The sequence below is a fragment of the Candidatus Koribacter versatilis Ellin345 genome (assembly GCF_000014005.1).
Classification (GTDB): domain Bacteria; phylum Acidobacteriota; class Terriglobia; order Terriglobales; family Acidobacteriaceae; genus Korobacter; species Korobacter versatilis_A.
This window is the reverse complement of the sequence record NC_008009.1, coordinates 5,231,352-5,257,500: the sequence shown is the minus strand read 5'-3', so window position 1 is coordinate 5,257,500 and position 26,149 is coordinate 5,231,352. Positions and strand designations below refer to the sequence as shown.

Sequence of the window (26,149 nt, the reverse complement as noted above, 5' to 3'; positions counted from 1 at the left end):
CGCGCACGGCGACTGTTTAACAAAAACACAGGTCTCTGCTAAGTCGAAAACGACGTATAGGGGCTGACGCCTGCCCGGTGCCGGAAGGTTAAAAGGAGAGGTTAGTCGCAAGACGAAGCTTTGAATTGAAGCCCCGGTGAACGGCGGCCGTAACTATAACGGTCCTAAGGTAGCGAAATTCCTTGTCGGGTAAGTTCCGACCTGCACGAATGGCGTAACGATCGTGCGACTGTCTTAACGAGCTACTCGGCGAACTTGTAGCACCGGTGAAGATGCCGGTTGCCCGCACCTAGACGGAAAGACCCCGTGCACCTTTACTATACCTTCACTATGAACTATGGCACTTGCTGCGCAGGATAGGTGGGAGGCTTTGATTCCAGGTTCTCGGACTTGGAGGAGCCAACGGTGAGATACCACCCTGCGAGTTCTGTGGTTCTAACCTATTCCCGTCAACCGGGAAAGGGACATAGTGAGGCGGGTAGTTTGACTGGGGCGGTCGCCTCCTAAATTGTAACGGAGGCGCGCGAAGCTACACTCAGGCTGTTTGGAAATCAGCCGTCGAGTGCAAAGGCATAAGTGTGGTTAACTGCGAGACCTACAAGTCGAGCAGATGCGAAAGCAGGCCTTAGTGATCCGGTGGTTCTGTATGGAAGGGCCATCGCTCAACGGATAAAAGGTACGCCGGGGATAACAGGCTGATCGCTGCCAAGAGTTCATATCGACGCAGCGGTTTGGCACCTCGATGTCGGCTCATCGCATCCTGGAGCTGTAGAAGGTTCCAAGGGTTAGGCTGTTCGCCTATTAAAGCGGTACGTGAGCTGGGTTCAGAACGTCGCGAGACAGTTCGGTCCCTATCTGGTGTGGGCGTAGGAGATTTGAGAGGGCCTGTCCTTAGTACGAGAGGACCGGGATGGACGAACCTCTTGTGTTCCAGCTGTCTTGCCAAAGGCACGGCTGGGTAGCGAAGTTCGGTTGTGATAAACGCTGAATGCATATAAGCGTGAAACACTCCTCAAGATGAGATCTCCCAACCCTAAGGGTGAAGAAGGGCACAGGAAGACCACCTGTTTGATAGGCTGGATGTGTAAAGTCAGTGATGACAAAGCTTACCAGTACTAATCGCCCGTTCGGCTTGACCATAAAATTTACTTGGCGCATTAACTCGCAACAAGAGTCACTGCAGAACGAGATTCGAACCTGGATCTCGGGCACGGTAGCTACGTGCCGCCAACTAAACATGTAATTACTCCAATGCTATTCAGTTGTGACATCGTCACACTCGTTCTTTCAAAGATTGGCGTGAAGAGATCCTTCGCTGAAAAGCGCTCAGGATTTCGGCTCGCGGCTCAAACGCCGCGAAATCGCCTCAAGTTGCCGGTGATCATACCGCGTGGGAAACACCCGTTCCCATCCCGAACACGGAAGTTAAGCCACGCTGGGCCGATTGTACTGCACGCGAAAGTGTGTGGGAGAGTAGGTCGTCGCCGACATAAATAAGGGCTCCTTGTGAAAACAAGGAGCCCTTTCCTTTTTGTGTTCAAACCCTCAAAATCCTAAACCACGAAGGACACGGAGGACCACGAAGGACTTCTTGGTCTTCTTCACCCCCAGGTTGAGTATCTAGGCGGCGCTTGAAATTTAGCCCCGCGCCTTGTATCAGGGCATGGCTCCAGCCGTGCCAAGGATACATGTCATGCTGAGCGCAGTCGCGCGCCCAGGGCGACGGCGTCGAATATCCCTATCGCAAGCCTTTATCTTTCCTCTTTCGGCAACATCACGCGTCCACGTAACCATCGTCACTCGCGCAAACCCTGGGCGCTCGCTACATTATCGGTGTACGAGTCTGCCAGGGAGTCCATGATCAATCGCATCTCCGCTCTACTTTGTAGCTCACTGCTTCCTTTCCAGATGCTCGCCCAAGATGCCGCGGCGCCGGCCAATCCGCTCCACTCAGCGGAACCGGCGACGACAGCTGCAGCCAGGCCGGCGATGACGACCTTCGGGCTCGAAGACGCAACCCCAATCAAGATGCGCACCGCGCGTACTATTAGCTCTGCCGAAGCCAAGGTCGGAGATACCGTCGATTTCGAAGTTCTCGAGGAAGTTCGCGTGAACGGCCTGCTTGTGGTTCCGAAGGGCGGGATCGCATGGGCGACCGTTACGGAAGCCGTCCACAAGCGCAGCATGGGACGCGAAGGCAAACTCAACATCAATATCGATTCCGTTCGGCTCGCGGACGGAGAGAAAGTTGCGCTGCGCGCTGTGAAGGAAGGCCACGGTGGCGGCCACGTCGGCGCTATGACTGGCGCGATCGTCGCCACCAGCATCGTCTTCTTCCCGGCCGCGCCGCTCTTCCTCTTCATTCACGGCAAAGACATCACCATCCCCAAGGGCACGGAGATCACTGGCTACGTCAACGGCAACACGCCGCTGGTCCAGGCAAAATTTGAAGAGAAGCCTCCGGCCGATACGACCGCAGGCGCGCCCGCGACACAGAACACGAGCCTCGACATCTCTTCAACTCCCGCCGGTGCCGACATCGAGATCGACGGCAAATTTGTCGGCGACACTCCCTCCACGGTGCCTCTACCCGCGGGAGATCACATCATCAAGATCTCGAAATCCGGATTCACTGCGTGGCAGCGTACCGTCAGCCTCAGCGGCGGAACCATCAAATTGAACCCGGAACTCGAAGCAATCGCAAAGTAGCCGCGCCGTAAATGAAAAAGGCTTCCGTTCACCACGGAAGCCTTTTGTCCTGTCATGCTGAGCGCAGTCGCGAGCAGCGCGACCGAGTCGAAGCCTCCCTATCGCCACACAAGTGCCGCGGCCATCAACGCGAGCGTAAGAAGAACGCAAACCCATCCCCACCAATCTCCCCACGCCGCGTAAATCGTCCGGTCATGCTCCACGGAAACCCGTGCCAGCACGGAAGCAAACTCGCTATCGGTGCTTTTCGCCTCGGCGATCACCCGCCCGCGATCATCGGTCACGGTGAGCAATCCGTTTTTCGCGGTGCGCGCGATGCTGAACCCACTTTCCACGCCGCGCATCACCGCCATGCGATCGTGCAGCCAGCCATCCACCACGAAATCCCACGCCGGAACCAGCAGCAGCCCCACGCCATCGCGGCCATACTCGCGGCTCAGCCGCGGAAAATCCATGTCCTTGCAGATCGCTACACCCCATGTCGTCGCGCGGTTCACCACTACCCGCGACGTCCCCAGCAGCATCTCCGACTCAAACGGTGGCAGCATGTGGTGCTTCTCGTAGGTCACCGGATGCGCCTGCGCCGGTAAGTACGTCCGCGCTTCGTTGTAGAGCTTCCCGTCTTCTTTTCGAATCACGCCGACCACGATCGGCGCCTGCGTCGTGTCCACCTCCGCCTGGTAGCGTGCATCAATTTCCCCAGTCAGCGGCTGCACGACGGCCGAGATCTTCTCCGGGATCACCACCACTTCCGCGCCGCGCGCGATCAGCGCATCGGCATGCACCAGGTACTCGCGCAGCAAGCGCCCCTGCTTGTCCGGGCCTTCGGGATTGTTGTTCCCGTTGAAATCCGATGCGAGGAGCCCAACGTTCACCGTCTCCGAACGCGATGGTCCGCTGTTCAGCCGCCACGCACCAAATCCCAGCACCGCCGCCGCGAGCAAGATCACCGCGACCACAAACTTTCCGCGACGTCCCGCCTCGGTCGTTCGCAGTGCAAACGCTGCTGCGAACAAGAACAAGCAAAACTCCACGCCCCACAACCCAAACACCGACGCCAATTGCAGCACCGGCAAAAAATCCATCTGCGTGTACGCCATGTTGCCGAATGTCCCGTGGATCGACATCATGCTGAACAAGAATTCCCACGCCGTCCACGCCGAGGCCAGCGCCAGTGCCGCGCGCCACGGCTTCCCACACACCGCATACGAGCGATACAACAGCAGCGCCAGGGCGAACGCAATCGCGGGAGCCACGGCCGCGATCACCCGAACCACAACCGGCACGCCGACCTTCGCCAGGTAACTCCACGAATTCAGCGCACCGATCGCCCAGCTCGTGAACCCCGCCGCAAACGCCCACCTAGCGCGGATCCGCGGAGCTACTGCGAGCACCGGCACCATCGCCGGCCACATCAGCCACCACTGCGGATGCACGCCACTGGCGAAAAACAACATCGCGCCCGACGCTGCCACCGCGGCCAGCACCACCCGCCTAAGCCTTGAGTCCATGGAACACCCTCTTCAATGCGCGATGGCACAGCGCGCGAAATTCTTTTTCATCTAACCCAATCCGTCCCGCGCGATAGAGCGCCAGATACCCATGCACTATCGCCCACAACATCATCGCGATTTCCCACACGTCGTCATCGCGGAGCAATCCGGACTCGATCGCCGCGGCAACCTGATCGGCCGTACCATTCATGGTTGGCGACTTGCGCGCGCGAAAGTCTTTGGGAAATTTGCGAGCATCTGGCCGCGCCTGCGAGTAGAGATAATCGAAAACCCGCGGCCGCTCGAACGCGTAATCCAGATAGAAATCCAGCAATTTCGAGAACGACGCATCGCCCGAAACCCGCGCCGGATGCGCCCTCATGAACGCGCCAAGCCGCTCGAACTCGCGTCCGGTCACCGCCTGCAGCAGCGCCTCGCGCGTAGGGTAGTGGTGGTAGATGGCCATCGGCGTAATGCCCACAGCCTTGGCGACGCGCCGCATGCTCACGGCGTCCGCGCCTTCCTGCTCGACGATCTCCAGGGTGACCGCCGCAATCCGCTCCGAGGTGTTCTCGTCCATTGCAGCTATACACTGTACACTATACGGCGTATAGCTGCAAAAAGTTCCTTTGTCATCCTGAGCGGAGAATCCGGAACCCGTTCCGGATTCGCAGTCGAAGGACCCCCTATCGTTCCACGAATGCTGGAGATCTCAGCGCCCCACGGCCGCGATCCTCGCTTCCAACTCCTCAATGTCCATGAGTTGCTGAAGCGAAAATCCCATTCGCCTGGGTTCGAACTCGATCGTCCAACCCGCGGCTTCCTGAGTGTCGAAACCAGGTTCCAGCAATACCGTGCCGAACGCCGTTCTTGGTGCATGCACGGCGATCACGGTCCGTCGCCAGCTTCCCTTGCCGGCCCCAAATCTGCAATCGAATGCGACAACCCTGATTCCGTTGCGTTCGCCGTCAATCACGTTCCAGATCGAGGACGTCCTCGCAATCTCGGTCCCTGCCACAGGAACGGAGCTCGGCAACGTGTTTCCGATATAAACAAACCCAATCTCGTTCGCGAGCTTCTGCATCGCGCGCTTCCGCCGCCAGCCGGACCAAATCTGCAGGCCAACAATGCAGAGAATGAAGGCGATCCAAAGAGCGAATTCACTATTCAATTTCTAACGTCACCTCCGCTACTTCACGTGTTTTGAAATCGACAAGACATTCCCATCCGGATCTTTAAACCAGGCCACCTGGTCGTCACCCGGCGCTTCCCACATCCCAAGCTCATCCTGCTTCATGAAGGGCAGTCCAAACTGCTCAAACTTCACGCCGCGCGCCGACAACTCGCGGATCGTCGCATGCACATCGTCCACTTGCCAGCCAAGAATCGTGCCCACGACGGGCTTATGCTCCTTGGCCTTGGCCACGCGTAGCATCGTTCCGTGCGCGTCGAACACGAGCGCGAAGCCGTCGTCTTTCACAAACGTGAATCCCAGCGCATCGCCATAAAAGGCCTTCGCCTTCTCCGCATCGGTCGTCGTCACAAAGCCAACCATCTTTGTCAGTGCCATCATTTTCTCCGGAGCGTGATTGTACGTATGCGAACCTTCTTCGCCTAGAATCTTGTCGTGCCTGTAACAATTCTTTATCGTCCCGTCGGACGCTTGGAACTCGAACTGATTCGCGCCAGCGGCATGAAGGCCTTTCCGCCGCGTCTACCCGAGCAGCCGATCTTCTACCCGTGCTCACCATCGAATACGCGCGCCAGATCGCGCGCGATTGGAACACTCGCCACGAGCGCTCCGGCTACGCCGGTTATGTTCTCCGCTTCGCCGTCGACACCGACTTCCTCTCGCGTTATGAGATCCAGCGCGCCGGCAGCGACGCTCACCTCGAATACTGGATTCCAGCCGAGGAAATGGAGGAGTTCAGCGTGCACATTGTAGGGGACATCGAAGTGCTCGAACAGTACACTGGAGCCCTCGAAGGAGAATGCTGGTGAAGCTACTCACGGCGATTTTGTTCTCTGGCGCAATTGCGTGTGCGCAGGAGCAAACGGCAAAGCCGAAGGCGGCGTCACCGCATGTCGAATGGGTCGATTTGCACGTGCCGGTCTATCCGCCGCTCGCGAGGCAAGCTCGAATCGAAGGCAACGTGGAGGTACAGATCCAGTTCCATAACTGCGCTCTGGATCGCGAGCACGTTCAGGCGTTAAGTGGTCATTCCCTACTCAGGGGCACCGCACTCGACTCCATTCACGACTCGGCGATCCGTTGTGGTCCGTTCCGAGATGCCAGTACTGTACTCACCTTTGAATTCAAGATCGATTCGTGCGGGTCTGACGAGCAGCGAATCGAACTTGATGGCAATACGATTCGTGTCGTCGCCGACACGATTTGCTTGAACACGAGCGTCTCGGACCGCCATTGATTGACATTACCCCAGTTCCCCTTCACCCTTCCCGATCCTCGTTCAAACGTTTAAACTAATCCTTCCAATCGATATTTCCGGGGAGCGCAATGCTGGCCACCATTCTCGATGGCAACAAGATTTCTGCCGAGATCAAGACTGAAGTCGCGGCCGAGGTGGCCGAGCTCAAAGCCAAAGGTCTCACCCCCGGCTTGGCGGTAGTGCTCGTCGGCCACAATCCCGCCAGCGAGATCTACGTTCGCAATAAGGTGAAGGCCTGCGAGATGACAGGCATCTACAGCGAACAGCACACACCGCCCGACACGGTAAGCACCGCCGACCTCCTGCAACTGGTCGAGTCGCTCAACCGCCGCAATGACATCGATGGCATCCTGGTGCAACTGCCGCTGCCGAAACAGGTAGATTCCAAGAAGATTCTCTTAGCCGTTTCGCCCGAGAAAGACGTGGACGGCTTCCACCCGATGAACGTCGGTTATCTTTCCACGGTGCGACCCGGCCTTGTGCCCTGCACGCCCGCCGGATGCATGGAAATTCTTCGTCGTTCGAACGTTCCGGTTGAAGGCGCAGATGCCGTGGTGGTCGGCCGCAGCGACATCGTTGGCAAACCGATCGCCATGCTGCTGACCAACGCTAACGCCACCGTTACCATCTGTCATAGCAAGACGCACGATCTGCCCGCGGTCTGCCGCCGTGCCGACATTCTTGTCGCCGCCATCGGCCGCCCCGGTATGATTACCCCCGATTTCGTAAAGCCCGGCGCCACTGTCCTGGACGTCGGCATTAACAAGATCACCGACCGCGCCGAGTTCGAAAAGTTTTTCGCCGGCGATGCCAAGCGCGAGGCCGCGTTCGCTAAGAACGGCTCGACGCTCGTCGGCGATTGTCACCCAAAAGTTGCGGAAGTTGCCGGAGCGTTCACCCCCGTGCCCGGCGGCGTCGGACCGCTAACCATTGCCATGTTGATGGCAAACACCGTAAAAGCCGCGAAACTTCGCCGCGGAAACACGGTTTAATTCCTTAAGGGGATTCCCTTTGCTCAGAGTCGCAATTACTGGCGGTATCGCCACCGGAAAGTCCACCATCGGCGAGATGTTCGCCCGCCGCGGCGCGCACGTTATCCAGGCCGACCGCGTTGCCCACCAACTGATGAGCCCCGGCAACGACGTCTACGACAAGGTCGTCGCTCACTTCGGTCGCGAGATCCTCAATCCCGACGGCACCATTAACCGCCCGCGCCTCGCGCAAGCTGCATTCCCCGACAAGGTGCAAGAGCTCAACAACCTTGTGCACCCTGCTGTGCTCGATTTCCAGGACCGCTGGATGGACAAGATCGGCGAGGAAGACCCCAACGCCATTGTGATCTGCGAAGCCGCGCTCCTCTTCGAAGCCAAGGGAGAGAAGCGCTACGACAAGATCATCGTGGTACGCACCCCGTTCGATACCAAGGTCCAGCGCTACGCCGCGAAGATGAAGCAGCGGCTCGGCGACGCCCGCATGGAAGTTCTGCGCCGCATGAACGCGCAAATGAGCGAAGAAGAAAAAGCCCGCCGCGCCGACTACGTAATCGATAACAACGGCGTCCTCGACCACACCGAAGAGCAAGTCGAAAAAGTCTGGCTCGATCTGCAGGAACAAGCCAAACTGGCGAGGGTGTAACCAGCGTGCCGCCCGATGCTCGTATTCGCAAAAAGCAAGATTGCCAAATGCGACAGGCAAGCGTTCGCGCCGCGTTGATCGAAGGAGAGAAGAGCGGAGATCCTCGCCCGTTCGATGTCTCGGCCTTCAAAATACGAATACTGAAACCGCGTCCCTGAATTCCAGCCCGCGCAATACCGAATCTCCACTGCTACTTCTGGTCATTCAGAGGAGCGCGTCAGCCCGACGAAGAATCTGCTGTTCAATTTTCAGGTTCGAATCGTTCGATGTATTTTGGCTCACCGATAAGTTCCAGCCTCGCTGAATCTCCTGAGATTCGGACGGTTTCGCCCCAGCATTGAATCTCGAGTTCCACGGCACCATGTACATCGAGTGGGATCGGGACCAGATTATCCGACACGGTCCCGTCGATCGTAAGCGCTCCGTCCCAAAGACTATGAACTCCTCCGTTGGCCGTGCGGCTTTCTTCAAGAAATACCCCGGTGATCATTGCATTTCCGATCCGAAGCACCGCTTCTTGTCCCCACCCCGTACCACGATCAATCGACGGCCGTCCTGCCGAGGAGTGAACGTAAACCTTAGGGAAATGCAGCACCGCATCGGCGCCTTTCAAGCTGATGTCGTCAAGCTCCGAATCATGGATCTCGATGCAGCAGTTTTGCGCGTACGGACTTGCCGCCTCGTTTTCTTGCTTGCGCATCTTCAGCCTGCCCCTAGCGTTCTCCGCTCTCCGCGGCCAGCCCACCACTTCGCCCGCATCTCCATCACTCTCTCTTGTCATTCAGATGAGGTCGCCAGCCCGACGAAGAATCTGCTTCCAGAAGTTCTAGTTATTCGCTGCGAGCAACAGAAATCCAGACAATCCGACTGTCGCCACAATCCACCACCAGATTCGGCGCTGCGTCGCAGCGAAGATTCCCAGGACAAAAGCCAGAAGAAGCATCGCGAATGCCCACCAAGGCGTGTCACCGAATACATCGCGAAGCAAGCCTAGCGGATGTAAGGAGAGCACCCAAACCAATACCGTGAGCGCTCCACTGGCGATACCAGCCGCTGAAATATTCACCGGCCCATCGGCCCTGCGAATCACTCTCCCGATTACCGAGGATTGTGATCCCAAAAGTTTCCGCGCCTCCGCAAACTCGGGCTTCGACGCATTCAGTCGCGTCGCCCACGTCAGCAGCTCCGCCATCTTTCCTTCGAAATCGCCATCGGACCATGGGCTCTCGCCCGCAATCATTCGGCCAGAGTAGTAATGCTCTTCCCCATAAAGACGATTCTTGTCCGAATCGGAGAGAGACGAGTCCGTCTCTTTGTAGGCGGCGTAGTTGATACCCTCGATCAGCAATTCTTTCGCCCCTTCGATGGTTATCAATTCGCCCATCCCATCGCATAAGCCACGACCGCCACGGTATCGCTCAGTCCGTGCGCCAGCACGGCAGTCCACAAATTTCTGCCGGACAAGAGATACGCCGTCCCAATCACCAGTCCCGACCACGTGCTATCCACCACGCCCGCTGGCCCTTTGTACCAGTGCCCGAAGCCAAATAGCACCGCGACGTAGATCATCGCCAGCACGTACGAGAGCTTTGACCGGTTGCCCAAGTCCGCCGCGCGATTCAAGAGATACCCGCGATAGCTGAACTCTTCGCCGAAGGCTGCAAACGTCCACACGATCCCGAGAAATGTCAGCGACTCCTTCCACGTCGGAGAGGTATGGATTACATTGCTGATCTTTTCCGGCGCCGGCCAAATCCGGTGCGCCAGCGGCTGGATCACCAACTCGCTCCCGACGTGCAGCAAAATCACGGCGCCGATGGCGTAGAGAATCGTCTTCGTCCACGACGCCGGCCGCCGCAGCCCGGTGAACGCGTACCCACGCTCGCGCAGACCGAACGACAGCCAGAACAGCACGAATAGAATCGGCACTTCATTGGGAATTTTGTGAAAGACGTTGTGCCCGATCACGATCGCCGCGCCGAGCAAAACTTCAAGGAAGGAAATTGCGCGCTGTTTCGTGGTGAGCATGCGCGGATTCTACGGCTACAGTCCCCAGTCGCCGCAATACTTCTTGAATTTCTTTTTGAAATCCGCTTCCGAGTACCGGTTCAGGATGTGCCCGGTACGCGCGTCCACCACGTAGCCGTTGAACCGTCCAAGGTTCGCGCCGAAGGCCGAGCTGTCTGGCACCCACGCCATCATTAGCAGCCGGTCGGAGCTTTCCATCCATCGGATGGCCGCGACATTCACCCAGTCGCTCGACTTGCGCAGCTTCTTCTGTTCAGCCGCCGTGCAGCCGCCGCCCAAGCAGGCGGGGAAGCGCCGCGCCAGGTCTTTGCGAACCGCGGTCGCAATTTCCTGCGGCACCGCGTTCTGCGGACGATAAATCAGCACGTGGTACGGCCCAATCGCGCCGCCGCTACTATGAGTGACCGCTACCGCATCCGAGTCAGGCGACCATAGCGCCTCCGGCCCAACCCCAAGGTCAATCGGCGTCCGCCGCTGCGCCCCGACGAGTTCGCAGTTCGGCGCATCCAGCGTCTCGGAAACCGCCTCGCTGACCTTCTGTTCTTTGGGGATGACGTTACAGGCGATCTCGTACTTGCCGTTCGGTGACGGAACCCGCGCGTTTCGCAACGTCGGGTCAGGATTCACCGTATACGGCAACGGATGCGCCGCCCGCGACCATGTCGTGACCGCCGTGCGCGTCGGTGCGTTCTTCGAATTTGTCCCAGCCGGAAGCGAGGTTGCGGCAACGAGGGCGACAGCGAGGGCGAGAAACCTGCGAGACATGACCTTCTACTTACTTAAGATTCAGAGTACCTCAAATCTCCTCGCGCCAGTCTCCTCCTAAGGTGCAACTGCGAAAAAATCTTGCGGCGGCTACCAACCGGGGACGAGCAGCTTCTTCGCGGCTCCCACACTGCACTTCTGGTACTTGCTGTAGGCCTCCGCCGCGCGTTGTTGGATCTCGCGTTCGCCCTCCCCGAGAATCCAGCCGTCGAGCGCCGCCTTCAAGGTATAGGCTTCCGGCGCCATCAAGTTGGTCGTCCAAAGTAGCGGATATGCGCCCGACGCCCGGATTGGCGCCGAGAAATACTGCTTGCTCGCGCAAGCGAGCAAGATGGCATCGCGCCGTCCGGTGTTCTTGTTCGGTGGGAAATGGCTCAGTTCGAAATCCATCAACCCATCGTGGCCAACGTACGCCACAAGGTCGGCGGCGCCCCCGGCAGAAATATTCAACTCCGGATTCGTAAGCCTGATCTTTTCCGCTCCGTTCCCACCCGCAGCTTCGAGAAAGTCGATGATCGCCTGTTTGATCTCGCGTCCGCGATAGGCGTCGGCGACAAGGTACACGTCACCATCACGATGCTTGAAGACGCACCGCTCCAGCACCAAGGCTTTTGCGGACTTGCCGCGCCACACCAGCTTCCAGTCGGTGCTACGCGCGAAGAACGTGCGGACACCGGCCGCCGCGCCCCAGTAGAGATTATTGTCCGGATCATCACCATTGCCGATCCGGGCCGGAACCGGCACGATGCCCTGGTATTTGTTGTCTGCGAGCGCAACGAACACGTGGACAATCCGCGGCTTCGCATTCTCTGCCAGCGTAAACACCGCGCTGAACAGCAAAACCGCTGTCACCACCACGCATTTGGTTCGCATGGCCGCAATGGTATCAGCCACTCAGAAATGCGGGTGCCCCACTCTTCCCGTAGGAAGGGTGGGAATTCCCACCCTAATTCACCTTGTGATATCCCAGGCTCCGCATCGTCTCGTCGTATGCCTCGCGATAGCCCTTCAAATACCCCGCCCGGTACGACTCCCGGTACGCGTCCTTGGCGCCGTTGCCGTTCCAGCCGTCGGTGCCGCCGCGGAACTGCCCATGGTCCGACGCTCGGAATCGGAAGCCATGCTCCGCGTCCACATGTCCGGAGTGCCCGCCATCGCGGAAGCCACGGTCAAACCCGGGGCTTGCGTACCATTTCGTGCCGTCCCGGTCGGTATAGCTGGTGTGGTAATCATCGCCCGCGAACGCCATCCCGCCGAGCATCGTTAACGCCAGAGCCCCCGCCGCAAATAAACCTGCCAATTTCTTCATAGCTCCTCCAAATCGCTCCATGCCTGGTACTGCGATAAAGAGAAGGAACACTGCTTACGAAGGGAAGTTTCGCGAATTTTCGCCGGAAAAATCCATCGGGTCATGACCCAACCGTGTCCACGAAGTCGGCCAGCCGGTCGTACCAGGCGGTCAGGTCTGCAGGTCGGAAGTGTGCGTTGGCCGGGCTGGGGTTCGGAACCACAAAAATCCGGGTCTCCCCGATCCGTTCGTTCTGGACGCCCAAAGCCACCGCCTTCGGCCTCAGGCTCCATCCATGTTCCAGCACCGGACGGTACCCGGTTGTCCCGTGAAAGCACGCGACCCGTGGCTGCAGCCGTTCCAGTTTCTCGATCAGTTCTCGTGCTCCCCGCGCGAACTCCTGCGGCGTGAGCCCGGCTGCGTTTGCCGTCGGGCGCTTGACCACATCCGTCAGCCCAATCCCAAACCGCAGGCACTCGCAGTCGTGTTCCGGTCCTACGGTCTGGAGACCCAGCCCCTCCCGCATCCCGAGGCTGAGTCGCGAGGCCGAAAACGCCGGCCAGAACCGGTTGTTCTTGCGGGCAAAATAGTGCCCCTTCATCGCCGAATACAGCCCCGGATTAATCCCAATCAGCACCAAATCCAGACCGGGCCCGAGGTAGTCCGGAAGTGTCGGCGGTGTTGCCTCCAGCATTGGTTGAGGATATCCGGTTCGCGGTACACTTTTATAGGGTCCCCGTCCGATCGGCGTACCCGTTCTTATGCGAAAGATGCTCCGTCCCTTTCTTCTCGGCGTTTTGCTTGCCACTGGTTTTTTCTACCTGACCACGCACCATCGCGCCGCCAGCGCCGGTTCCGACGTCGACAACGTCTGGATCTCGCGTCCCGACCGCCTCGAGCTGACCCAGGCCGCCGGCCCCGTCACCTACGACCCCGAAGAGCAGGTCAACATCGAGGTCTATAAAAGAGGTCTGCCCAGCGTCGTGAACGTCACCTCCACGACGGTCGCCTTCGACTTCTTTTATGGCGCGGTGCCGCAAGAGGGCCAGGGCTCCGGCTTCATCATTGATAAGCAGGGCCATATCCTGACGAACTTTCACGTCGTCCAGGGCAATCCGCAGAAGCTGGAAATCACCCTCAGTAATCGCAAGAAATATCCAGCCAAGGTTATTGGCCTCGACCGCTCGCACGATCTCGCGGTCGTCCAGATCAACGCCCCTGACCTCGTACCCGCCGTCATGGGCGACAGTCACGGTCTCGTTGTCGGCCAGAAGGTCTTCGCCATCGGCAATCCCTTTGGCCTCTCCGGTACCATGACCCGCGGCATCATCAGCTCCATCCGCGCCATCGTCGAGCCCGACGGCACCAAGATCGACGAAGCCATCCAGACCGACGCCGCCATCAACCCCGGCAACTCCGGCGGTCCGCTGCTCAACTCGCGCGGTGAAGTCATCGGCATTAACACCATGATTGCCAGCAACGGCGCCGCACAGAGCGCCGGCATCGGCTTCGCTGTCCCCATCAACGCGGCCAAAGCCGTGCTCAATGACCTCGTGCAGTACGGCGAAGTCCGCCGTCCGTCGCTCGGAATCCGCGGCGGGCTGCCGATCACACCCGAGCTCGCCGAACAAATGGGCCTCGCCGCCGACTACGGCGTCCTCATCCAGGCCGTAATCCCCGGTCGTGGCGCCGACAAAGCAGGACTGAAAGGCGGCAACGAGCGCGCCTATCTCGGCAACACGCCGATCATGATCGGTGGTGACCTCATCGTAGCCATCGGCGACGAGCAGATCGCGGACCTGCAGGACCTGTCGCACGCCATGAACGCCCACAAAGCGGGCGAGACGGTGCGGGTCACCATCTACCGCGCCAAACGCAAAATGGTAGTCCCCGTCCAGCTAGACGAGGCCCGCCAAGGCGCATAAGAAACCGAGGGTGGAGGATCTCCGCATCCCCCACCCCTTTCATTTAATCTATTAAGTGCCAATGACCTCGGTCGTTCCCAAGCCGCCGGTGTACGAACGCCTGCATTACCGCGAGATCCTCGCGGTATCGATCGAGACCTTCAAATCGAACAAGGTCCGCTTCGCTCTCACCGCGCTCGGCATGGTGATCGGTACCGCGTCTCTGATTCTCGTCGTCACCATCGGGCTTACGGGCAAGCAGTACATCCTGCGCGAGCTGAACTCCATCGGCACCAACATGATCACCGCCGACTACGAGGGCGGCACCATCTACGGGGGCAGCACCAGCAACGACTTCATGACCCTCGACGACCTGAAGGCGATCCGCGCCCAGGTCCCCGGCATCGTCGCGGCCTCGCCCATGATCCAGCTCCACGACCAGATCCCCGTTCCCGGCGGTAAAGAGCGCGACGTGCTCATCCTCGGCGTCTCGTTCGAATACCAGTTCGTGCGCAACCTGGTGATTCCGTCCGGCCGCTTCTTCGACGACTACGACACCAACGCACGCAACAAGGTCGCCGCCATCACCAAGCCGCTCGCCATCCGGCTCTACGGTTCGGAAGATGCGGCCGTCGGCCAGCCAATTAAGCTCAACGGCCTGCCATTCACCATCATCGGGACATTTAAAGAGCGTGTAGAAACCTTCGGCCAATCGGAAATCTCCGACGACACCATCCTCATCCCGTACACTGTGGGCCGTTATTTCACTGATACCGACGCCGTCAAAGAACTCTTCTTCTCCATGAGCGACTCCGACCGCGTCCCCTTGGCGACGCAGGAGATCCAGCAAGTCCTGCAATCGCGCCATCGTCCTGAGAGCGTGTACAAAGCCGAGAACCTAACCCAGCTTCTCGACGTCGCCGCAAAAGTCGCCAACGCATTGACCGCGATCCTGCTGCTGATTTCTGCCGTGACGTTGGTCGTCAGCGGCGTGGGCATCATGAACATCATGCTGGCGACGGTCAGCTCGCGCATCCGCGAGATCGGCGTGCGCAAAGCCGTGGGCGCTACCAACCAGGAAATTCGCCTCCAGTTCTTAACCGAAGCGGTGCTGATTTCGCTCGTCGGTGGGGTGATCGGCATCGTCTCCGGGTTGGCGCTGCCCGTCTCGCTGCGCTTCCTTACCGACTACCGCGTGCCGATCTCCGGCTTGTCGGTCATCATCGCGCTCGTCGTTTCGTCCATGGTCGGCGTATTGTTCGGCACCGTGCCAGCGACGCGCGCTGCCCAACTCGACCCGGTCGAGAGCCTGCGTTACGAGTAGAAGCTATGAAGGATCCTAAAAAGAGCGACGAACAGAAACGCGAAGAGCAAAAACGCGATCACATGCTCGACCACACCATCGAAGAGAGTTTCCCCGCGAGCGACCCACCTTCCACCGACCCTGACCCTATGCCCGAACCCGGGCACAACGATAGCGAGTAAATATGCGCTGGATACTGCATTGGATCGTGAGCGCCGCCAGCTTGGCGGTCGTCGTGTATGTTGTGCCGGGCTTCCACGTGAACAGCGTGTGGTCGCTGCTTATCGCTGCTCTGCTGCTGGGCATTGTCAACGCGACGCTCGGCCTCGTGCTGAAGGTCATCACCTTCCCGCTGACGATCCTCACGTTCGGCATCTTCTGGTTCGTCATCAACGCGTTCATGATCGAGCTGGTCGCCAAGCTGGTGAAAGGCTTCTGGGTAAAAAATTTCACAGCGGCCTTCATAGGCGCCATCGTTCTGGCCGTAATCAACACCATCCTGAAATGGCTAATGCCCAAAGAAGAAGACTAAGGGCTGGGCAAGCAACTCCAAGTTCTGTCATCCTGAGCGAAGCGGCCGAAGGCCGCGCAGTCGAAGGACCCCTATCGCTACCAGAATGTGGGTGTCCCACACCCGTGTTACATTGCTCTCGACGCAATGCTCTTCAACTCCATCCCATTCCTCTTCTTCTTCCTCCCCGCTGTGCTGCTCGGGATTTATCTGATCGGAAGAATGGGACGCACTCCCGCACTCCTTTTCCTCAATCTGGCATCTCTGTTCTTCTACGCCTGGTGGAACCCCAAATATCTCCTGCTTCTTCTCGGCTCCATTACCTTCAACTTGCTCTGCGCGCACGCCATCGCCCACGCCAAGCGCCCCAGCATCCCGATGTGGATCGGCGTCTGCGGCAACGTAGGCTTGCTCTGTTTTTATAAATATCTTTTCCCAATCCTCAACAGCTTTGGTTCGCTCATGACGCCCGAGCACAACTTCGGCAGCATCATTCTGCCGCTCGGCATCTCGTTCTTCACCCTCACCCAGATCGGCTACCTCGTAGATCTCGCGCAGCAGGACGCGACCTTACTCAGCCCCGTCGAACATGTCTTCTTCGTGAGCTTCTTCCCGCACTTGATCGCGGGCCCTATCCTGCATCATCGCGAATTCATGCCGCAAGTCTTCGCGAAGCGCGACTTCCGTCTCGACTGGAACCAACTCGCGATCGGCGGAACGTGGTTCATCATGGGCTTGTTCAAGAAAGTCGTACTGGCCGACACCATCGCCCCGCGTGCCGACCTGCTCTTCAACGCGCCCGCCAATCAGCCAATGTTCAGCGCCTGGTGCGGCATCCTCAGCTACGCGCTTCAGCTCTACTTCGATTTCTCCGGTTACTCGGACATGGCCATCGGCCTGGCGCGCATGTTCGGCCTGCGCTTCCCCATGAACTTCAACTCGCCCTATAAGGCGCAGAGCATCATCGAGTTCTGGCAGCGCTGGCACATCACGCTCACCCACTTCATCACGCTCTACATCTACAACCCGGTCGCAATGGCCATCAATCGGAGCCGCCTCGACGCTGGCCTCTCCATCGGTAAGAAAGCGTTGAAGAGTTTCGAAGGTTTCACTCGCATGGTCTGTGTGCCGCTGCTGGTGACGATGATTGTTGCCGGCGTTTGGCACGGCGCAGGCCGCCAGTTCCTCGCCTTCGGACTGCTGCACGGAATCTATCTCTGTATCAACCACGCGTGGCGCACCTGGGCGAAGGCCCTGGGCAAGGCCATCGAAGCCACGCGCATTGGCCGCGTCTTCTACGTGGTGCTCACGCTCGCCGCCGTGATACTCGCGCAAATCTTCTTCCGCGCCGACTCCGTCCCCGACGCCTATGCCGTCATCCGTAGCGCACTCGGCTTGCACGGTCTCGGCGCCATGCCGCATGCCGACCACATCTTCTGGCTCATGATCGCCGCGTTCTTCGCGATCTGCTGGAGCCTGCCCAACACCCAGGAAATTCTCGGCGAAGGCGATCGCCCGGTGCGACTGCAATGGCGACCGACATTGGCCTGGGGCCTCGCCATCAGCGCGACGTTCTTCCTCTGCTTCGTGCTGATGAAGCCCGCCTCGCGCTTCCTCTATTTCCAGTTCTGAATCTGCCCGGCAATCAGCGCACTATTGCGTTCCGCACCCTCGCGCGTGTAGTGCGCCTTTTCGTTGAACAACTGGATATCGAATTTCGGAAGGGAATTGTCACTCACGCCCGCGAGCGCCTTCGCATAGAAGTCGTATCCCGCATCGCACGCCGGATACGGCGCAGCATTGATGATCACGTGCGCGCCGGATTTCGCATACCGCGCTCGCAGCGCCGAGATGTAGGCCGCATCGGGATTGCGTTGTTCGTTCTCGCCGATGCAACTCTGCAAGGGCGGTCCCGGCACGGTAAGCATTCCGCGGTTCGCCTCGATTTGCGCCCACGCGCGCCGCGAAGTCTCGCCGCTCCGATCCCTGTCGAACATCGCTGACCGCAGCACGAACTCCGAAAACGCCAGCGCATCCACTGGATGCCGCGCAAACAACTTCACGGTCGTGAAGTCCAGTCGGTGCCGCACTAACTGCAGCGCCCCTTCGGTCGAAAGGCCGTTCTCAAACGATGCCGAAAAATGCGGCGCCAGGAACTGGATCACCAGGAATTTCGGCGCCTTATTGCTTTGCAAATAGCTGTCGAGCGCGAACGTTCCCGCCACGGCCAATGTCGTATTCGGTTGCGCGATGTTGCAGGTCTTCAGCCCTGTTTTTGCTTCGATCACTTGAGGCGCCACGCCGGTCAGCGCCGACGAATCGCCGAACACCACCACATCGCAATTCACATTGGTCAGCGTGAAGGGATAATCCGAAATCGCAAGATACGAATTCCTCTGGTGCTGCACGAACCGCTGGCTGCGCGCAATCACGAGTGACGCGACCACTGCGACCACCGGCACCAGCGCCAGCGCCACGCAATACCACGCCGCCCGCCGTGTTCCCGGCGCGACCTGCACGTCTGTCGCAGCTTGCGCTGTTCCCATCTCCAGCGATAGTAACGAATGTCGCGGAGAATGCGCCATGGAATGTGGGTGCCCCATCCTTACCGCGAAGCGATAGGGTGGGGACGTTGATGCTGTTCTGTCATCCTGAGCGAAGCACGCGAAGCGTGCGCAGTCGAAGGACCCCTATCGCTCACGAGGTGTGGGCGCGCAGCGCTCTCACCACCGCGCTCACATCGTTCTCCTGAAACAAGCGAATCCCCGCGACGCCCGCCGCGCCATACGCCAAACACATCCGCGCATTTTCGACGGTCACTCCACCCAGCGCGAGCGCCGGAAACCGTACCGCCCGCGGCGCCGACTCCGTATGTTCCGGCGGTGGCACAATGCCGGTCGCCTCTGCCAGCACTTGTAGCCCGATCCCCGGCTGTTCCCCTTTGCCAAAGACCGGCGCCAACACAGCAAAGTCCGCGCCCTGCGCCTCCGCCATCCGCACATCGGCGGTGGAATGGCACGACACCCCAATCACTGGCCGCCGTTCGCGCCACAACGCCCGTGCGTCTCCCGCAGAAATGTCGTTGGAAGTCAGGTGCACGCCATGTGCGCCAACGGAAATCGCCACATCCGACCGCGAATTGACGAGAAGTTTGGTATTCGTACCGGAGATCGCATCCATCGCCCCACGCGCCAGCCGCTCCAGTTCACGAGGGGAGAGGTCCTTCTCGCGCAGCTGGACGTAATCCACGCCCGCATGGGCGGCTTCGGAGATCTTGGCAATCAAGTCGCCCTTCAGCGCCCGCCGGTCCGTTATGTAATAGAGGATCAACCCAACATTCTAGCTCTCGCTTCGGAAGTGGTGGGCTATTGCATCGCGTGCCTTCGGCACTGCCTTACTGCTTCTCCCGCCCATACTCCGTCAAAAACGCGCGGACTTTTTCCGGTACGTAACTGCTCTTGCCGTCCTCGAGGTCCGACGTATCTTGCGACTTCAGCAGCTTCCCATCTGCGGTAAGCACATACAAATGCGGGCAGCCCTTCAGCTTGGGAAACTGCGCCAGGAACTTGTCGTTCTTGTTATCGGCGCCGAAATTCACGTACATCACGACAAAATTCTTGTCGCGAAGCTCGCGCAGGTCGGCGTGATCGGTAAAGAACTTATCCAAGTAGCCGCACCACTTGCACCAGGTGCCCCCGACATCGAGGAGGATGTTGCGATCGGTGGCGTGCGCCTCTGCGATGGCGACAGCGAGATCTTTCGCGGGATCGCGTGTCGCGTCATAGGTATGGGGCAGGGTGGACGAACTGTCTTTCTTGGATCCGGCAAGGGTTGGCAGGACGACGGTGGCGAGCAGGAAAACGATGAGCAGAAAGCGTTTCATGGCGAAGCAAGCTTGGCGCAAGGGGCCGGGGAGTGCAGTGACGGCTGATGCGAAGGCGTGTGACGTGGATTTGGAGGCTTGCAAAAAACAGTAGCCAGGCAGTTTCGCCTGGCTCTTGTTATCGCTCTTTGTGTCCGCGGGCTCGTCCGGTTTCTGGCGGCCCATGGCGGAACAGCGATCTGACCTCGGTTGTGTACTACCTTCCGGATCTTGCGTGTCACCGCTTCCGGAATTCTCCTGCTGAACCCTTACATCTACAACTTACGTTGGTCACCTGCCGTTGGTTCCCGTTAGTTGACCAGCGCCAGACCTTCCAGTTCGCGCTGGATGGCCTCGATCGAACAACCTGCCACTTCAGTACGAAGCGCCGCATGGCGGGCTTCTTCGGGAGAGACGCCGTATCCGCGCCCTACCAGAAACATCTGCATCACCTCGGCGGCTTCACGGAAATCCGATGCTCCTTGTAAGAGCTCGGTTCTCAGGGCCGTCAATTCGGGCTCCGAAAACTTCTCAACCATCTCTCTCACCTCCGACCCTAAGGTCGCGTACTAGTTAGACTCGGTGAGGGCCCAAAAAGTTGCAGCAATCCAATTGCCGAACTGGCCACTTCTTTGTAAAACCCCACCAGAATCGCTACCTGTTTAGAACCCGTGCCCCACTGCGATGTTTCGCAATGTACGCCCGCCAACAGGCCTGCTGAATCCCACGGTAGGGTCAGTCCATGTGCCCAAGGAGCTACCACGCCCGCGTAAGTACAACCCCTACAACGGCAATCCCCGCCCGCAGGTTTAGCAGATTCGCCCACGTAAAGACTTGTCTCGGGAAACGTCAGTAACCTCTTCGATTTTGCCACCCACTCCCTTTCGTACCGTCCATTTCGGTCCAACCCCTTTCTTTTGACCTTGGTACTGCTTCCTCCAGACACTTACAATCCACCCACGGAGCCTCCGGTCCATGCGTTTTCTTTACGGCCTTTTCCTCGTGTTCGTTGCTTTGCCTCTCGTCGCCCAAACCTCCACTGCCGACATGCTTGTCCGCATCGAGCGCGTGCAAAGCGCCGAGGACTCTCGCTGTATCGTCGTTTACAGCGACTCCTCCTATCACGCCGAGCGCACCCACGGCAGTAAGACCGATGTCTTTGAAGGCACACTCGACTCCGCCCGCTACGCGCCCATCAAAGATCTCGCCGCCGGCCCACTCAAACAGGTCCAGCACGAGCACATCAGCGCACGCTACGTGGACTCGCCCGACCTCCTCTTGATCGACGTAGACCGCGGTGACGACATCCAGCAGATCCGCTTCGCCAACAAGGCTGATCGCAAGCCCTATGCCACGCAACTCGATCCGGTGCTGCAATGGTTTGACGCCACGATGAAGCAGCCCGGCGCGCGCTCGGCCGCGAAAGCCGATCGCTGCGTGCCGGAGAAGAGGACCATCACCAAGATCGTCTCCGGCATTCCAGAGAAACAGCTACCTACCGGCCCCGAGAATCCGTATCACATCAAGAACCTGCTGTTGCTGTTTATCACCGAGCGTTACGAGAGCCGCGGCAACTCTGCGGGCGAGAAGAATTGCGTCCTGGTGCGGAATGACGGCTCCATCTACGCCTACAAAATGACTGTGGCCTGGCGCGGAGAGCCAGACAAGTATCGCGAAATGCACGTCAACGTATCACCCGATCAGGTGACGATCCTCAAGCGCGCCATGGACGATCCCACCCTCGCGAATGCGAAAGACATCCACCCGGAGAAGCGTTCGTACGCGAGCGAGTCGGACCGCACCGAGGTGGTCGCCGTTCGCAATAACGACGTGCAGGTGCTCCACTTCGCGCAACTCGTGAACGCGGAGGAAGTCGGCGCCACGCCGCGCCAAGGCTACCAACCCGTCAAGGGAAGCGACGGTAGCAAAGAAACCGCACCCGTTCGCGAGTGGATCAAGCTGAACCTAGACAACAGCAAACTCCAGAAGGTAGACCACCTCAGCGGAGAGTGTCCATAGCTCTGTCATCCTGAGCGGAGTCGCGCAGCGACGGAGTCGAAGGACCCCTGTCGTCACACGATGCCTACAGTCTCGTCTTCGCAATCTCCGGGCTCTTGTGCGTGTTTCCCAGGTGGAACTCCGTCAGCCCGTCCCGCAGATACTCGAATGCCTCCTGCGGATCATCGCAAAACTTGAACAGATTGAGATCGTCCGGCGCGATCGCACCCGCATCCACGAATGCCTGGAAGTTGATCACCTTTTTCCAGTACTCGGTGCCATATATCACCACGAAGATTTTCTTCGCCATCTTCTCCGTCTGCGCCAGGGTCAGGATCTCGAACAGTTCGTCGAAGGTCCCAAAGCCGCCGGGGAAAATCACCAGCGCCTTCGCGAGATACGCAAACCACAGTTTGCGCATGAAGAAGTAATGGAACTCGAAGTTCAACTCCGGCGTGATGTACGGGTTCGGCATCTGCTCGAACGGCAGACGAATATTCAGCCCAATCGTCTTCGCGCCCGCTTCATGTGCACCAAGATTTGCTGCCTCCATGATCCCTGGTCCGCCGCCGGTGGTGACTACAAACCGATGCCGCCTGCCACCAAGATCTTTGCTCCAGCCCGCCAGCATGTATGCCAGCTTGCGTGCGTCTTCGTAATAGCGCGCCATCTCCACATCGGCCCGCGCCATCTTCAACCGCAGCTGTTCTTCTGGAGGCGCCGGCTGCGCCGAACCCGGCTTCTCCAACAGTTGCAGATGTTCTTCCGCGATCGAACGCGAATGCCACCGCGCCGATCCGAAGAACACCACCGTGTCCTGGATGCGTTCCCGCCGAAACCGCGCCAGCGGTTCCGCATATTCCGACATAATGCGAAGCGGTCGGCCATCCGGTCCATTTACAAATTTTGGGTTTTCATAAGCCAGCGGCGAGCGAAAGGGTTTGGGCGTCTTGTCGGCCATGGTCTTTGTACTTAGAAAGCCTTCCAAGCATACAGAACGTGAATAGCCGCGGAAAGTTGTTCGCCAGAGTCTCTCCGGCACGAATTGACCTCCCAGCAACGTTCGTTGAAAGAAGGCTCTTTTCTCACCACAGAGGCACAGAGACGCAGAGAAAAATAATAGAAAAACCTCTGTGCCTCCTAGCCTCTGTGGTGAAAAAACCGCCCGTCGCCGTACAATCTGTCCCATTCAATCGGGAACTCTCCTCCCCCTCCCCACGTATCTCGAATTACAATCAATCCCCCGGCCCGCCACACCCTCGGAGGTTCATCTATGACGTCTTTCCGTCGTTTGTTTGCCATTCTCTTGCTCGCAGCACCGCTGCTCGCGCAATCCAAGCTCAACGTTCCCACCATCGCTTACGAGCAGTACAAGCTACCCAACGGCCTCCAGGTGCTGATGGTCGAAGACCATCGCCTGCCGCTGGTTGGCGTGGATCTCTGGTATCACGTCGGCCCGGTGAAGGAGAAGGAAGGCCGCACCGGATTCGCGCACCTCTTCGAACACATGATGTTCGAGGGCTCCAAGCACGTCGGTGAGAAGGCGCACTTCAAGTACCTCGAAGCTGCCGGCGCCAGCGACATCAACGGCACTACCGATTTCGACCGCACCAATTACTTCGAGACGCTGCCCGCGAACCAGCTAGAACTTGCGCTCTGGCTCGAAAGTGACCGTATGGGCTTCCTGCTCGACACCCTCGATCGCACCAAGCTCGCCAACCAGCGCGACGTGGTCCGCAACGAACGGCGTCAGAGCGTGGAAGGCCAGCCTTACGGCATTGCCGAAGAGCTGATGTTCCACGAGCTCTATCCCAAGGGCCATCCCTACTACGCTTCCGTAATTGGCTCGCATGCCGATGTAGAAGCCGCGCGCCTCAACGACGTCCGCGAGTTCTTCAAGCAGTACTACACGCCCAACAACGCCACCCTGGTCATCACCGGCGACATCAGCAAGCCCGCGGCGAAAGCGCTCGTCGAAAAATACTTTGGCCCCATCCCGCAAGGCCCGCCGGTAGAAGCCGTCAACATCAAGACGCCGCCGATCACGCAGGAAAAGCGCCTCAACGTAACCGACCAGGTACAGCTTCCAAAGGTTCTGCTCGGATGGCTCGCGCCCGCAGCCTTCGCGCCCGGCGACGCGGAAATGATTCTCGCCAACCAGATCCTTGGCGGCGGCAAATCGAGCCGCCTCTATCGCAAGCTCGTTTACGAACAGCAAATCGCGCAGGACGCCACTTGCTTCCAGGAATCGCTCGCCCTCGGTTCGCCGATGGGCTGCGAAATCACCGCCAAGCCCAATGTCACGCCTGAGCAGATCGAGAAAGCCACGAACGACGTGATGGCTGACTTCCTCGCCAATGGCGCAACGCAAGCCGAACTTGATCGCGCTCGCACCACGATCGAAGCCCGCAAGATCCGCAACCTCGAGCGTCTTGGCGGCTTCGGCGGCGTCGCTGACATGCTGAACTACTACAACCAGTACGTCGGCGATCCCGGCTACCTGCCCAAAGACATCGCGCGTTATGACGCCGTGACTCCCGAGTCGCTGCTCGCGACCGCGAAGTCCACCCTGCAGCAAAACCAGCGGGTCACGATGTTCTGCACGCCGGGCAAAAAAGTTGTGGACGACGTTCCCCGCAGCCCCGAGAACACTGACGCCGATGTGAAGGTCGAGCCCGAGTACACCGCGGAGTTCGACAAGGCGCAGGCGTGGCGCGCCACCGCGCCCAAGGCCGGGCCACTGCCCAAGCTGCAACTGCCAGTGCCTGCCGAGTTCAAGCTCGACAACGGCCTGAAGGTTTACCTCGTGCCCGACCACTCGCTGCCGCTGCTAGCTATGCGCGTGATGTCGCTTGGCGGCTCCGACGCGAATACCCATGAGAAGTCCGGTGTCGCAGGCTTCACCGCCGCCATGCTCACCGAAGGCACCGCCAATCGCACGGCGCCGCAGATCGCCGATGAGACCGATAAGCTCGGCGCCACGCTCAACACCGGCGCAACATTCGATAACGCTGCCGTCTCCATGAGTGTGCTCAGCAACAACACCGACCCCGCGATTGACCTTCTCTCTGACGTCGTGCTGCATCCCAAGTTCGACGCTAAGGAAACCGATCGCATTCGCAAGGAGCGCCAGACCGGGCTCATCCAACTCCGCGACGATCCCTTCCAACTCGCAATTCGCGTTGGCAATCGCGCCGAGTTCGGTACCCAGAGTCCGTACGGCGAAATCGAACTCGGCACTCCCGAGTCGTTGAAGTCCACCACCAGCGACGACCTAACGAACTTCTGGAAGTCGCACTACACCCCCGCGAACTCGGCGCTCATCTTCTCCGGCGACATTACCGAAGCGAAAGCGCGCGAGCTCGCGAAGAAATACTTCGGCGCATGGACGGCGAAGGGAAGCGCAACCGAGCCCCCAAAGACGGTCACCGCGCAATCGCGCAAGATCGTCCTCGTCGATCAGCCCGGCGCGCCGCAGTCGGTCATCCTCGCCTACGGCGTTGGTGTTCCGCGCAGCAATCCCGACTATCCCGCAATTACCGTGATGAACACCATGCTTGGCGGCCTGTTCTCGTCGCGCATCAACATGAACCTGCGCGAAAAGAACGGCTTCACCTACGGTGCCTTCTCGGCGTTCTCGTGGCGTCGCGGCGCTGGCCCGTTCTTCGCCGGCTCCCAGGTCCGTACTGATGTCACCGCCCCCGCCGCGCGTGAACTCTTCGCCGAACTCGACGGCATCCGCACTCGTCCGCTCACGGCCGATGAGTTGAAGATGTCGAAGGACAGCGTCATCCGTTCGCTGCCCGGCGACTTCGAAACCCGTGCCGCGGTGGCTGCCGGTGTCGGCAACATCTGGACCTACAGCCTCCCGCTGGACTACTACCGCCAGATCGAAGGCAAGATCGAAGCCGTCACTGCGGAAGATACGTCGCGTGTCGCGAAGCAATACGTCCAGCCCGATAAGCTCCTTCTCGTCACCATCGGCGACAAAGCAAAGATCGAATCCGGTCTGCAAGAGTTGAAGTTAGGCCCCATCGAGCTCTGGACCAGCGACGCCGAACCCATGTCAGCAGGCTCCGCCGCCGGAGGCAATAAAGCGCAGTAAGCACGCGCGCACGAGCAAAACAAAAAGGGTGTTGTCGATTGATACCGACAGCACCCTTCCTAATTTGTCTGTCATCCTGAGCGAAGTCGCGAAGCGAC

At 59.2% G+C, this 26,149-nt stretch carries 29 protein-coding genes and 2 rRNA genes (1 of these 31 running past the window's edge); 15 read left to right on the top strand and 16 right to left on the bottom strand.

What is annotated here, in order from left to right; genetic code table 11:
* The 3 genes from ACID345_RS23045 to ACID345_RS23035 form a co-directional block, all read left to right on the top strand.
* Positions 1-1,140: ribosomal RNA gene (locus ACID345_RS23045) — 23S ribosomal RNA — on the top strand (it extends 1,815 nt beyond the left edge of the window).
* 233 nt (positions 1,141-1,373) lie between these two features.
* Positions 1,374-1,490 (top strand): 5S ribosomal RNA (gene rrf / locus ACID345_RS23040).
* A gap of 367 nt (positions 1,491-1,857) precedes the next feature.
* The gene (locus tag ACID345_RS23035) at positions 1,858-2,709 is read left to right on the top strand and encodes a PEGA domain-containing protein (protein ID WP_011525228.1); all 852 of its coding nucleotides are present in this window, start codon (positions 1,858-1,860) and stop codon (positions 2,707-2,709) included.
* Between the two features lie 98 nt (positions 2,710-2,807).
* On the opposite strand, the gene ACID345_RS23030 is transcribed toward ACID345_RS23035, so the two are convergent.
* The 4 genes from ACID345_RS23030 to ACID345_RS23015 all read right to left on the bottom strand — a co-directional run bounded on the left by ACID345_RS23030 (position 2,808) and on the right by ACID345_RS23015 (position 5,775).
* Complete coding sequence (locus tag ACID345_RS23030) at positions 2,808-4,220, bottom strand: nitrilase-related carbon-nitrogen hydrolase (protein ID WP_011525227.1); 1,413 nt, start codon at positions 4,218-4,220, stop codon at positions 2,808-2,810.
* Positions 4,204-4,782: a TetR/AcrR family transcriptional regulator gene (locus tag ACID345_RS23025; RefSeq protein ID WP_011525226.1), complete on the bottom strand. Its 579-nt coding sequence runs from the start codon at positions 4,780-4,782 to the stop codon at positions 4,204-4,206. The genes ACID345_RS23030 and ACID345_RS23025 overlap by 17 nt, the downstream gene beginning before the upstream one ends.
* 132 nt (positions 4,783-4,914) lie before the next feature.
* A complete protein-coding gene (locus tag ACID345_RS23020) occupies positions 4,915-5,373 on the bottom strand; it encodes a hypothetical protein (protein ID WP_011525225.1) in 459 nt (152 codons plus the stop codon).
* Between the two features lie 18 nt (positions 5,374-5,391).
* Positions 5,392-5,775 (bottom strand): VOC family protein, encoded by a 384-nt coding sequence (locus ACID345_RS23015; RefSeq protein WP_041856022.1) that lies wholly within the window; start codon positions 5,773-5,775, stop codon positions 5,392-5,394.
* Between the two features lie 167 nt (positions 5,776-5,942).
* Here ACID345_RS23015 and ACID345_RS23010 point away from each other — a divergent pair, with 167 nt between their 5' ends.
* The 5 genes from ACID345_RS23010 (at position 5,943) to ACID345_RS27590 (ending at position 8,445) form a co-directional block, all read left to right on the top strand.
* Complete coding sequence (locus ACID345_RS23010) at positions 5,943-6,203, top strand: hypothetical protein (RefSeq protein ID WP_011525223.1); 261 nt, start codon at positions 5,943-5,945, stop codon at positions 6,201-6,203.
* Positions 6,200-6,631, top strand: coding sequence for a hypothetical protein (locus ACID345_RS23005; RefSeq protein ID WP_148210236.1), 432 nt, complete (start codon positions 6,200-6,202; stop codon positions 6,629-6,631). Before ACID345_RS23010 ends, ACID345_RS23005 begins: the two co-directional genes overlap by 4 nt.
* Positions 6,632-6,720: 89 nt before the next feature.
* Positions 6,721-7,644: a bifunctional 5,10-methylenetetrahydrofolate dehydrogenase/5,10-methenyltetrahydrofolate cyclohydrolase gene (locus ACID345_RS23000; RefSeq protein ID WP_011525221.1), complete on the top strand. Its 924-nt coding sequence runs from the start codon at positions 6,721-6,723 to the stop codon at positions 7,642-7,644.
* A gap of 19 nt (positions 7,645-7,663) precedes the next feature.
* The gene (gene coaE, locus ACID345_RS22995) at positions 7,664-8,287 is read left to right on the top strand and encodes a dephospho-CoA kinase (RefSeq protein ID WP_011525220.1); all 624 of its coding nucleotides are present in this window, start codon (positions 7,664-7,666) and stop codon (positions 8,285-8,287) included.
* 47 nt (positions 8,288-8,334) lie between these two features.
* Positions 8,335-8,445, top strand: a complete 111-nt coding sequence (locus tag ACID345_RS27590) for a type II toxin-antitoxin system ParD family antitoxin (RefSeq protein ID WP_148210235.1) — start codon at positions 8,335-8,337, stop codon at positions 8,443-8,445.
* Between the two features lie 83 nt (positions 8,446-8,528).
* Here ACID345_RS27590 and ACID345_RS22990 read toward each other — a convergent pair whose 3' ends face one another.
* The 7 genes from ACID345_RS22990 to ACID345_RS22960 form a co-directional block, all read right to left on the bottom strand.
* Positions 8,529-8,987, bottom strand: coding sequence for a hypothetical protein (locus ACID345_RS22990; protein WP_041856021.1), 459 nt, complete (start codon positions 8,985-8,987; stop codon positions 8,529-8,531).
* A 126-nt stretch (positions 8,988-9,113) separates the two neighbouring features.
* Positions 9,114-9,671, bottom strand: a complete 558-nt coding sequence (locus ACID345_RS22985; RefSeq protein WP_041856020.1) for a hypothetical protein — start codon at positions 9,669-9,671, stop codon at positions 9,114-9,116.
* Positions 9,659-10,315, bottom strand: coding sequence for a CPBP family intramembrane glutamic endopeptidase (locus ACID345_RS26065; protein WP_011525217.1), 657 nt, complete (start codon positions 10,313-10,315; stop codon positions 9,659-9,661). The genes ACID345_RS22985 and ACID345_RS26065 overlap by 13 nt, the downstream gene beginning before the upstream one ends.
* A 15-nt stretch (positions 10,316-10,330) precedes the next feature.
* Positions 10,331-11,080 (bottom strand): hypothetical protein, encoded by a 750-nt coding sequence (locus ACID345_RS22975; protein ID WP_011525216.1) that lies wholly within the window; start codon positions 11,078-11,080, stop codon positions 10,331-10,333.
* A 90-nt stretch (positions 11,081-11,170) separates the two neighbouring features.
* Positions 11,171-11,953 carry a hypothetical protein gene (locus tag ACID345_RS22970; RefSeq protein ID WP_011525215.1) on the bottom strand — a complete coding sequence of 261 codons (783 nt, stop codon included), beginning with the start codon at positions 11,951-11,953 and terminating at the stop codon, positions 11,171-11,173.
* A 73-nt stretch (positions 11,954-12,026) separates the two neighbouring features.
* Complete coding sequence (locus ACID345_RS22965; protein ID WP_011525214.1) at positions 12,027-12,389, bottom strand: hypothetical protein; 363 nt, start codon at positions 12,387-12,389, stop codon at positions 12,027-12,029.
* Positions 12,390-12,489: 100 nt separating this feature from the next.
* Positions 12,490-13,062, bottom strand: coding sequence for a mismatch-specific DNA-glycosylase (locus tag ACID345_RS22960; protein ID WP_011525213.1), 573 nt, complete (start codon positions 13,060-13,062; stop codon positions 12,490-12,492).
* Between the two features lie 67 nt (positions 13,063-13,129).
* On the opposite strand from ACID345_RS22960, the gene ACID345_RS22955 reads away from it, so the two are divergent.
* The 5 genes from ACID345_RS22955 to ACID345_RS22940 all read left to right on the top strand — a co-directional run bounded on the left by ACID345_RS22955 (position 13,130) and on the right by ACID345_RS22940 (position 17,718).
* Complete coding sequence (locus ACID345_RS22955) at positions 13,130-14,293, top strand: S1C family serine protease (RefSeq protein ID WP_011525212.1); 1,164 nt, start codon at positions 13,130-13,132, stop codon at positions 14,291-14,293.
* Positions 14,294-14,354: 61 nt separating this feature from the next.
* Complete coding sequence (locus ACID345_RS22950; RefSeq protein WP_011525211.1) at positions 14,355-15,596, top strand: ABC transporter permease; 1,242 nt, start codon at positions 14,355-14,357, stop codon at positions 15,594-15,596.
* 5 nt (positions 15,597-15,601) lie between these two features.
* On the top strand, positions 15,602-15,757 hold the full coding sequence (locus ACID345_RS27140) for a hypothetical protein (protein ID WP_187148899.1): 156 nt from the start codon (positions 15,602-15,604) through the stop codon (positions 15,755-15,757).
* A 2-nt stretch (positions 15,758-15,759) separates the two neighbouring features.
* Entirely contained in the window at positions 15,760-16,107 is a 348-nt protein-coding gene (locus ACID345_RS22945; protein WP_011525210.1) for a phage holin family protein, read from the top strand.
* Positions 16,108-16,233: 126 nt separating this feature from the next.
* Complete coding sequence (locus ACID345_RS22940; RefSeq protein WP_041856019.1) at positions 16,234-17,718, top strand: MBOAT family O-acyltransferase; 1,485 nt, start codon at positions 16,234-16,236, stop codon at positions 17,716-17,718.
* Here ACID345_RS22940 and ACID345_RS22935 read toward each other — a convergent pair.
* The 4 genes from ACID345_RS22935 to ACID345_RS22920 form a co-directional block, all read right to left on the bottom strand.
* Complete coding sequence (locus ACID345_RS22935; RefSeq protein WP_011525208.1) at positions 17,703-18,671, bottom strand: hypothetical protein; 969 nt, start codon at positions 18,669-18,671, stop codon at positions 17,703-17,705. The genes ACID345_RS22940 and ACID345_RS22935 overlap by 16 nt on opposite strands.
* A gap of 112 nt (positions 18,672-18,783) precedes the next feature.
* Positions 18,784-19,416, bottom strand: coding sequence for a thiamine phosphate synthase (locus ACID345_RS22930; RefSeq protein WP_011525207.1), 633 nt, complete (start codon positions 19,414-19,416; stop codon positions 18,784-18,786).
* 64 nt (positions 19,417-19,480) lie between these two features.
* On the bottom strand, positions 19,481-19,969 hold the full coding sequence (locus ACID345_RS22925; RefSeq protein WP_041857122.1) for a thioredoxin family protein: 489 nt from the start codon (positions 19,967-19,969) through the stop codon (positions 19,481-19,483).
* Positions 19,970-20,259: 290 nt separating this feature from the next.
* Complete coding sequence (locus ACID345_RS22920) at positions 20,260-20,487, bottom strand: hypothetical protein (protein ID WP_041856017.1); 228 nt, start codon at positions 20,485-20,487, stop codon at positions 20,260-20,262.
* 436 nt (positions 20,488-20,923) lie between these two features.
* On the opposite strand from ACID345_RS22920, the gene ACID345_RS22915 reads away from it, so the two are divergent.
* Entirely contained in the window at positions 20,924-21,967 is a 1,044-nt protein-coding gene (locus tag ACID345_RS22915; protein WP_011525205.1) for a hypothetical protein, read from the top strand.
* A 64-nt stretch (positions 21,968-22,031) separates the two neighbouring features.
* Here ACID345_RS22915 and ACID345_RS22910 read toward each other — a convergent pair whose 3' ends face one another.
* The gene (locus tag ACID345_RS22910; RefSeq protein ID WP_041856016.1) at positions 22,032-22,907 is read right to left on the bottom strand and encodes a TIGR00730 family Rossman fold protein; all 876 of its coding nucleotides are present in this window, start codon (positions 22,905-22,907) and stop codon (positions 22,032-22,034) included.
* Positions 22,908-23,219: 312 nt separating this feature from the next.
* On the opposite strand from ACID345_RS22910, the gene ACID345_RS22905 reads away from it, so the two are divergent.
* On the top strand, positions 23,220-26,051 hold the full coding sequence (locus tag ACID345_RS22905) for a M16 family metallopeptidase (RefSeq protein WP_011525203.1): 2,832 nt from the start codon (positions 23,220-23,222) through the stop codon (positions 26,049-26,051).
* The last annotated feature ends 98 nt before the right edge of the window (positions 26,052-26,149 follow it).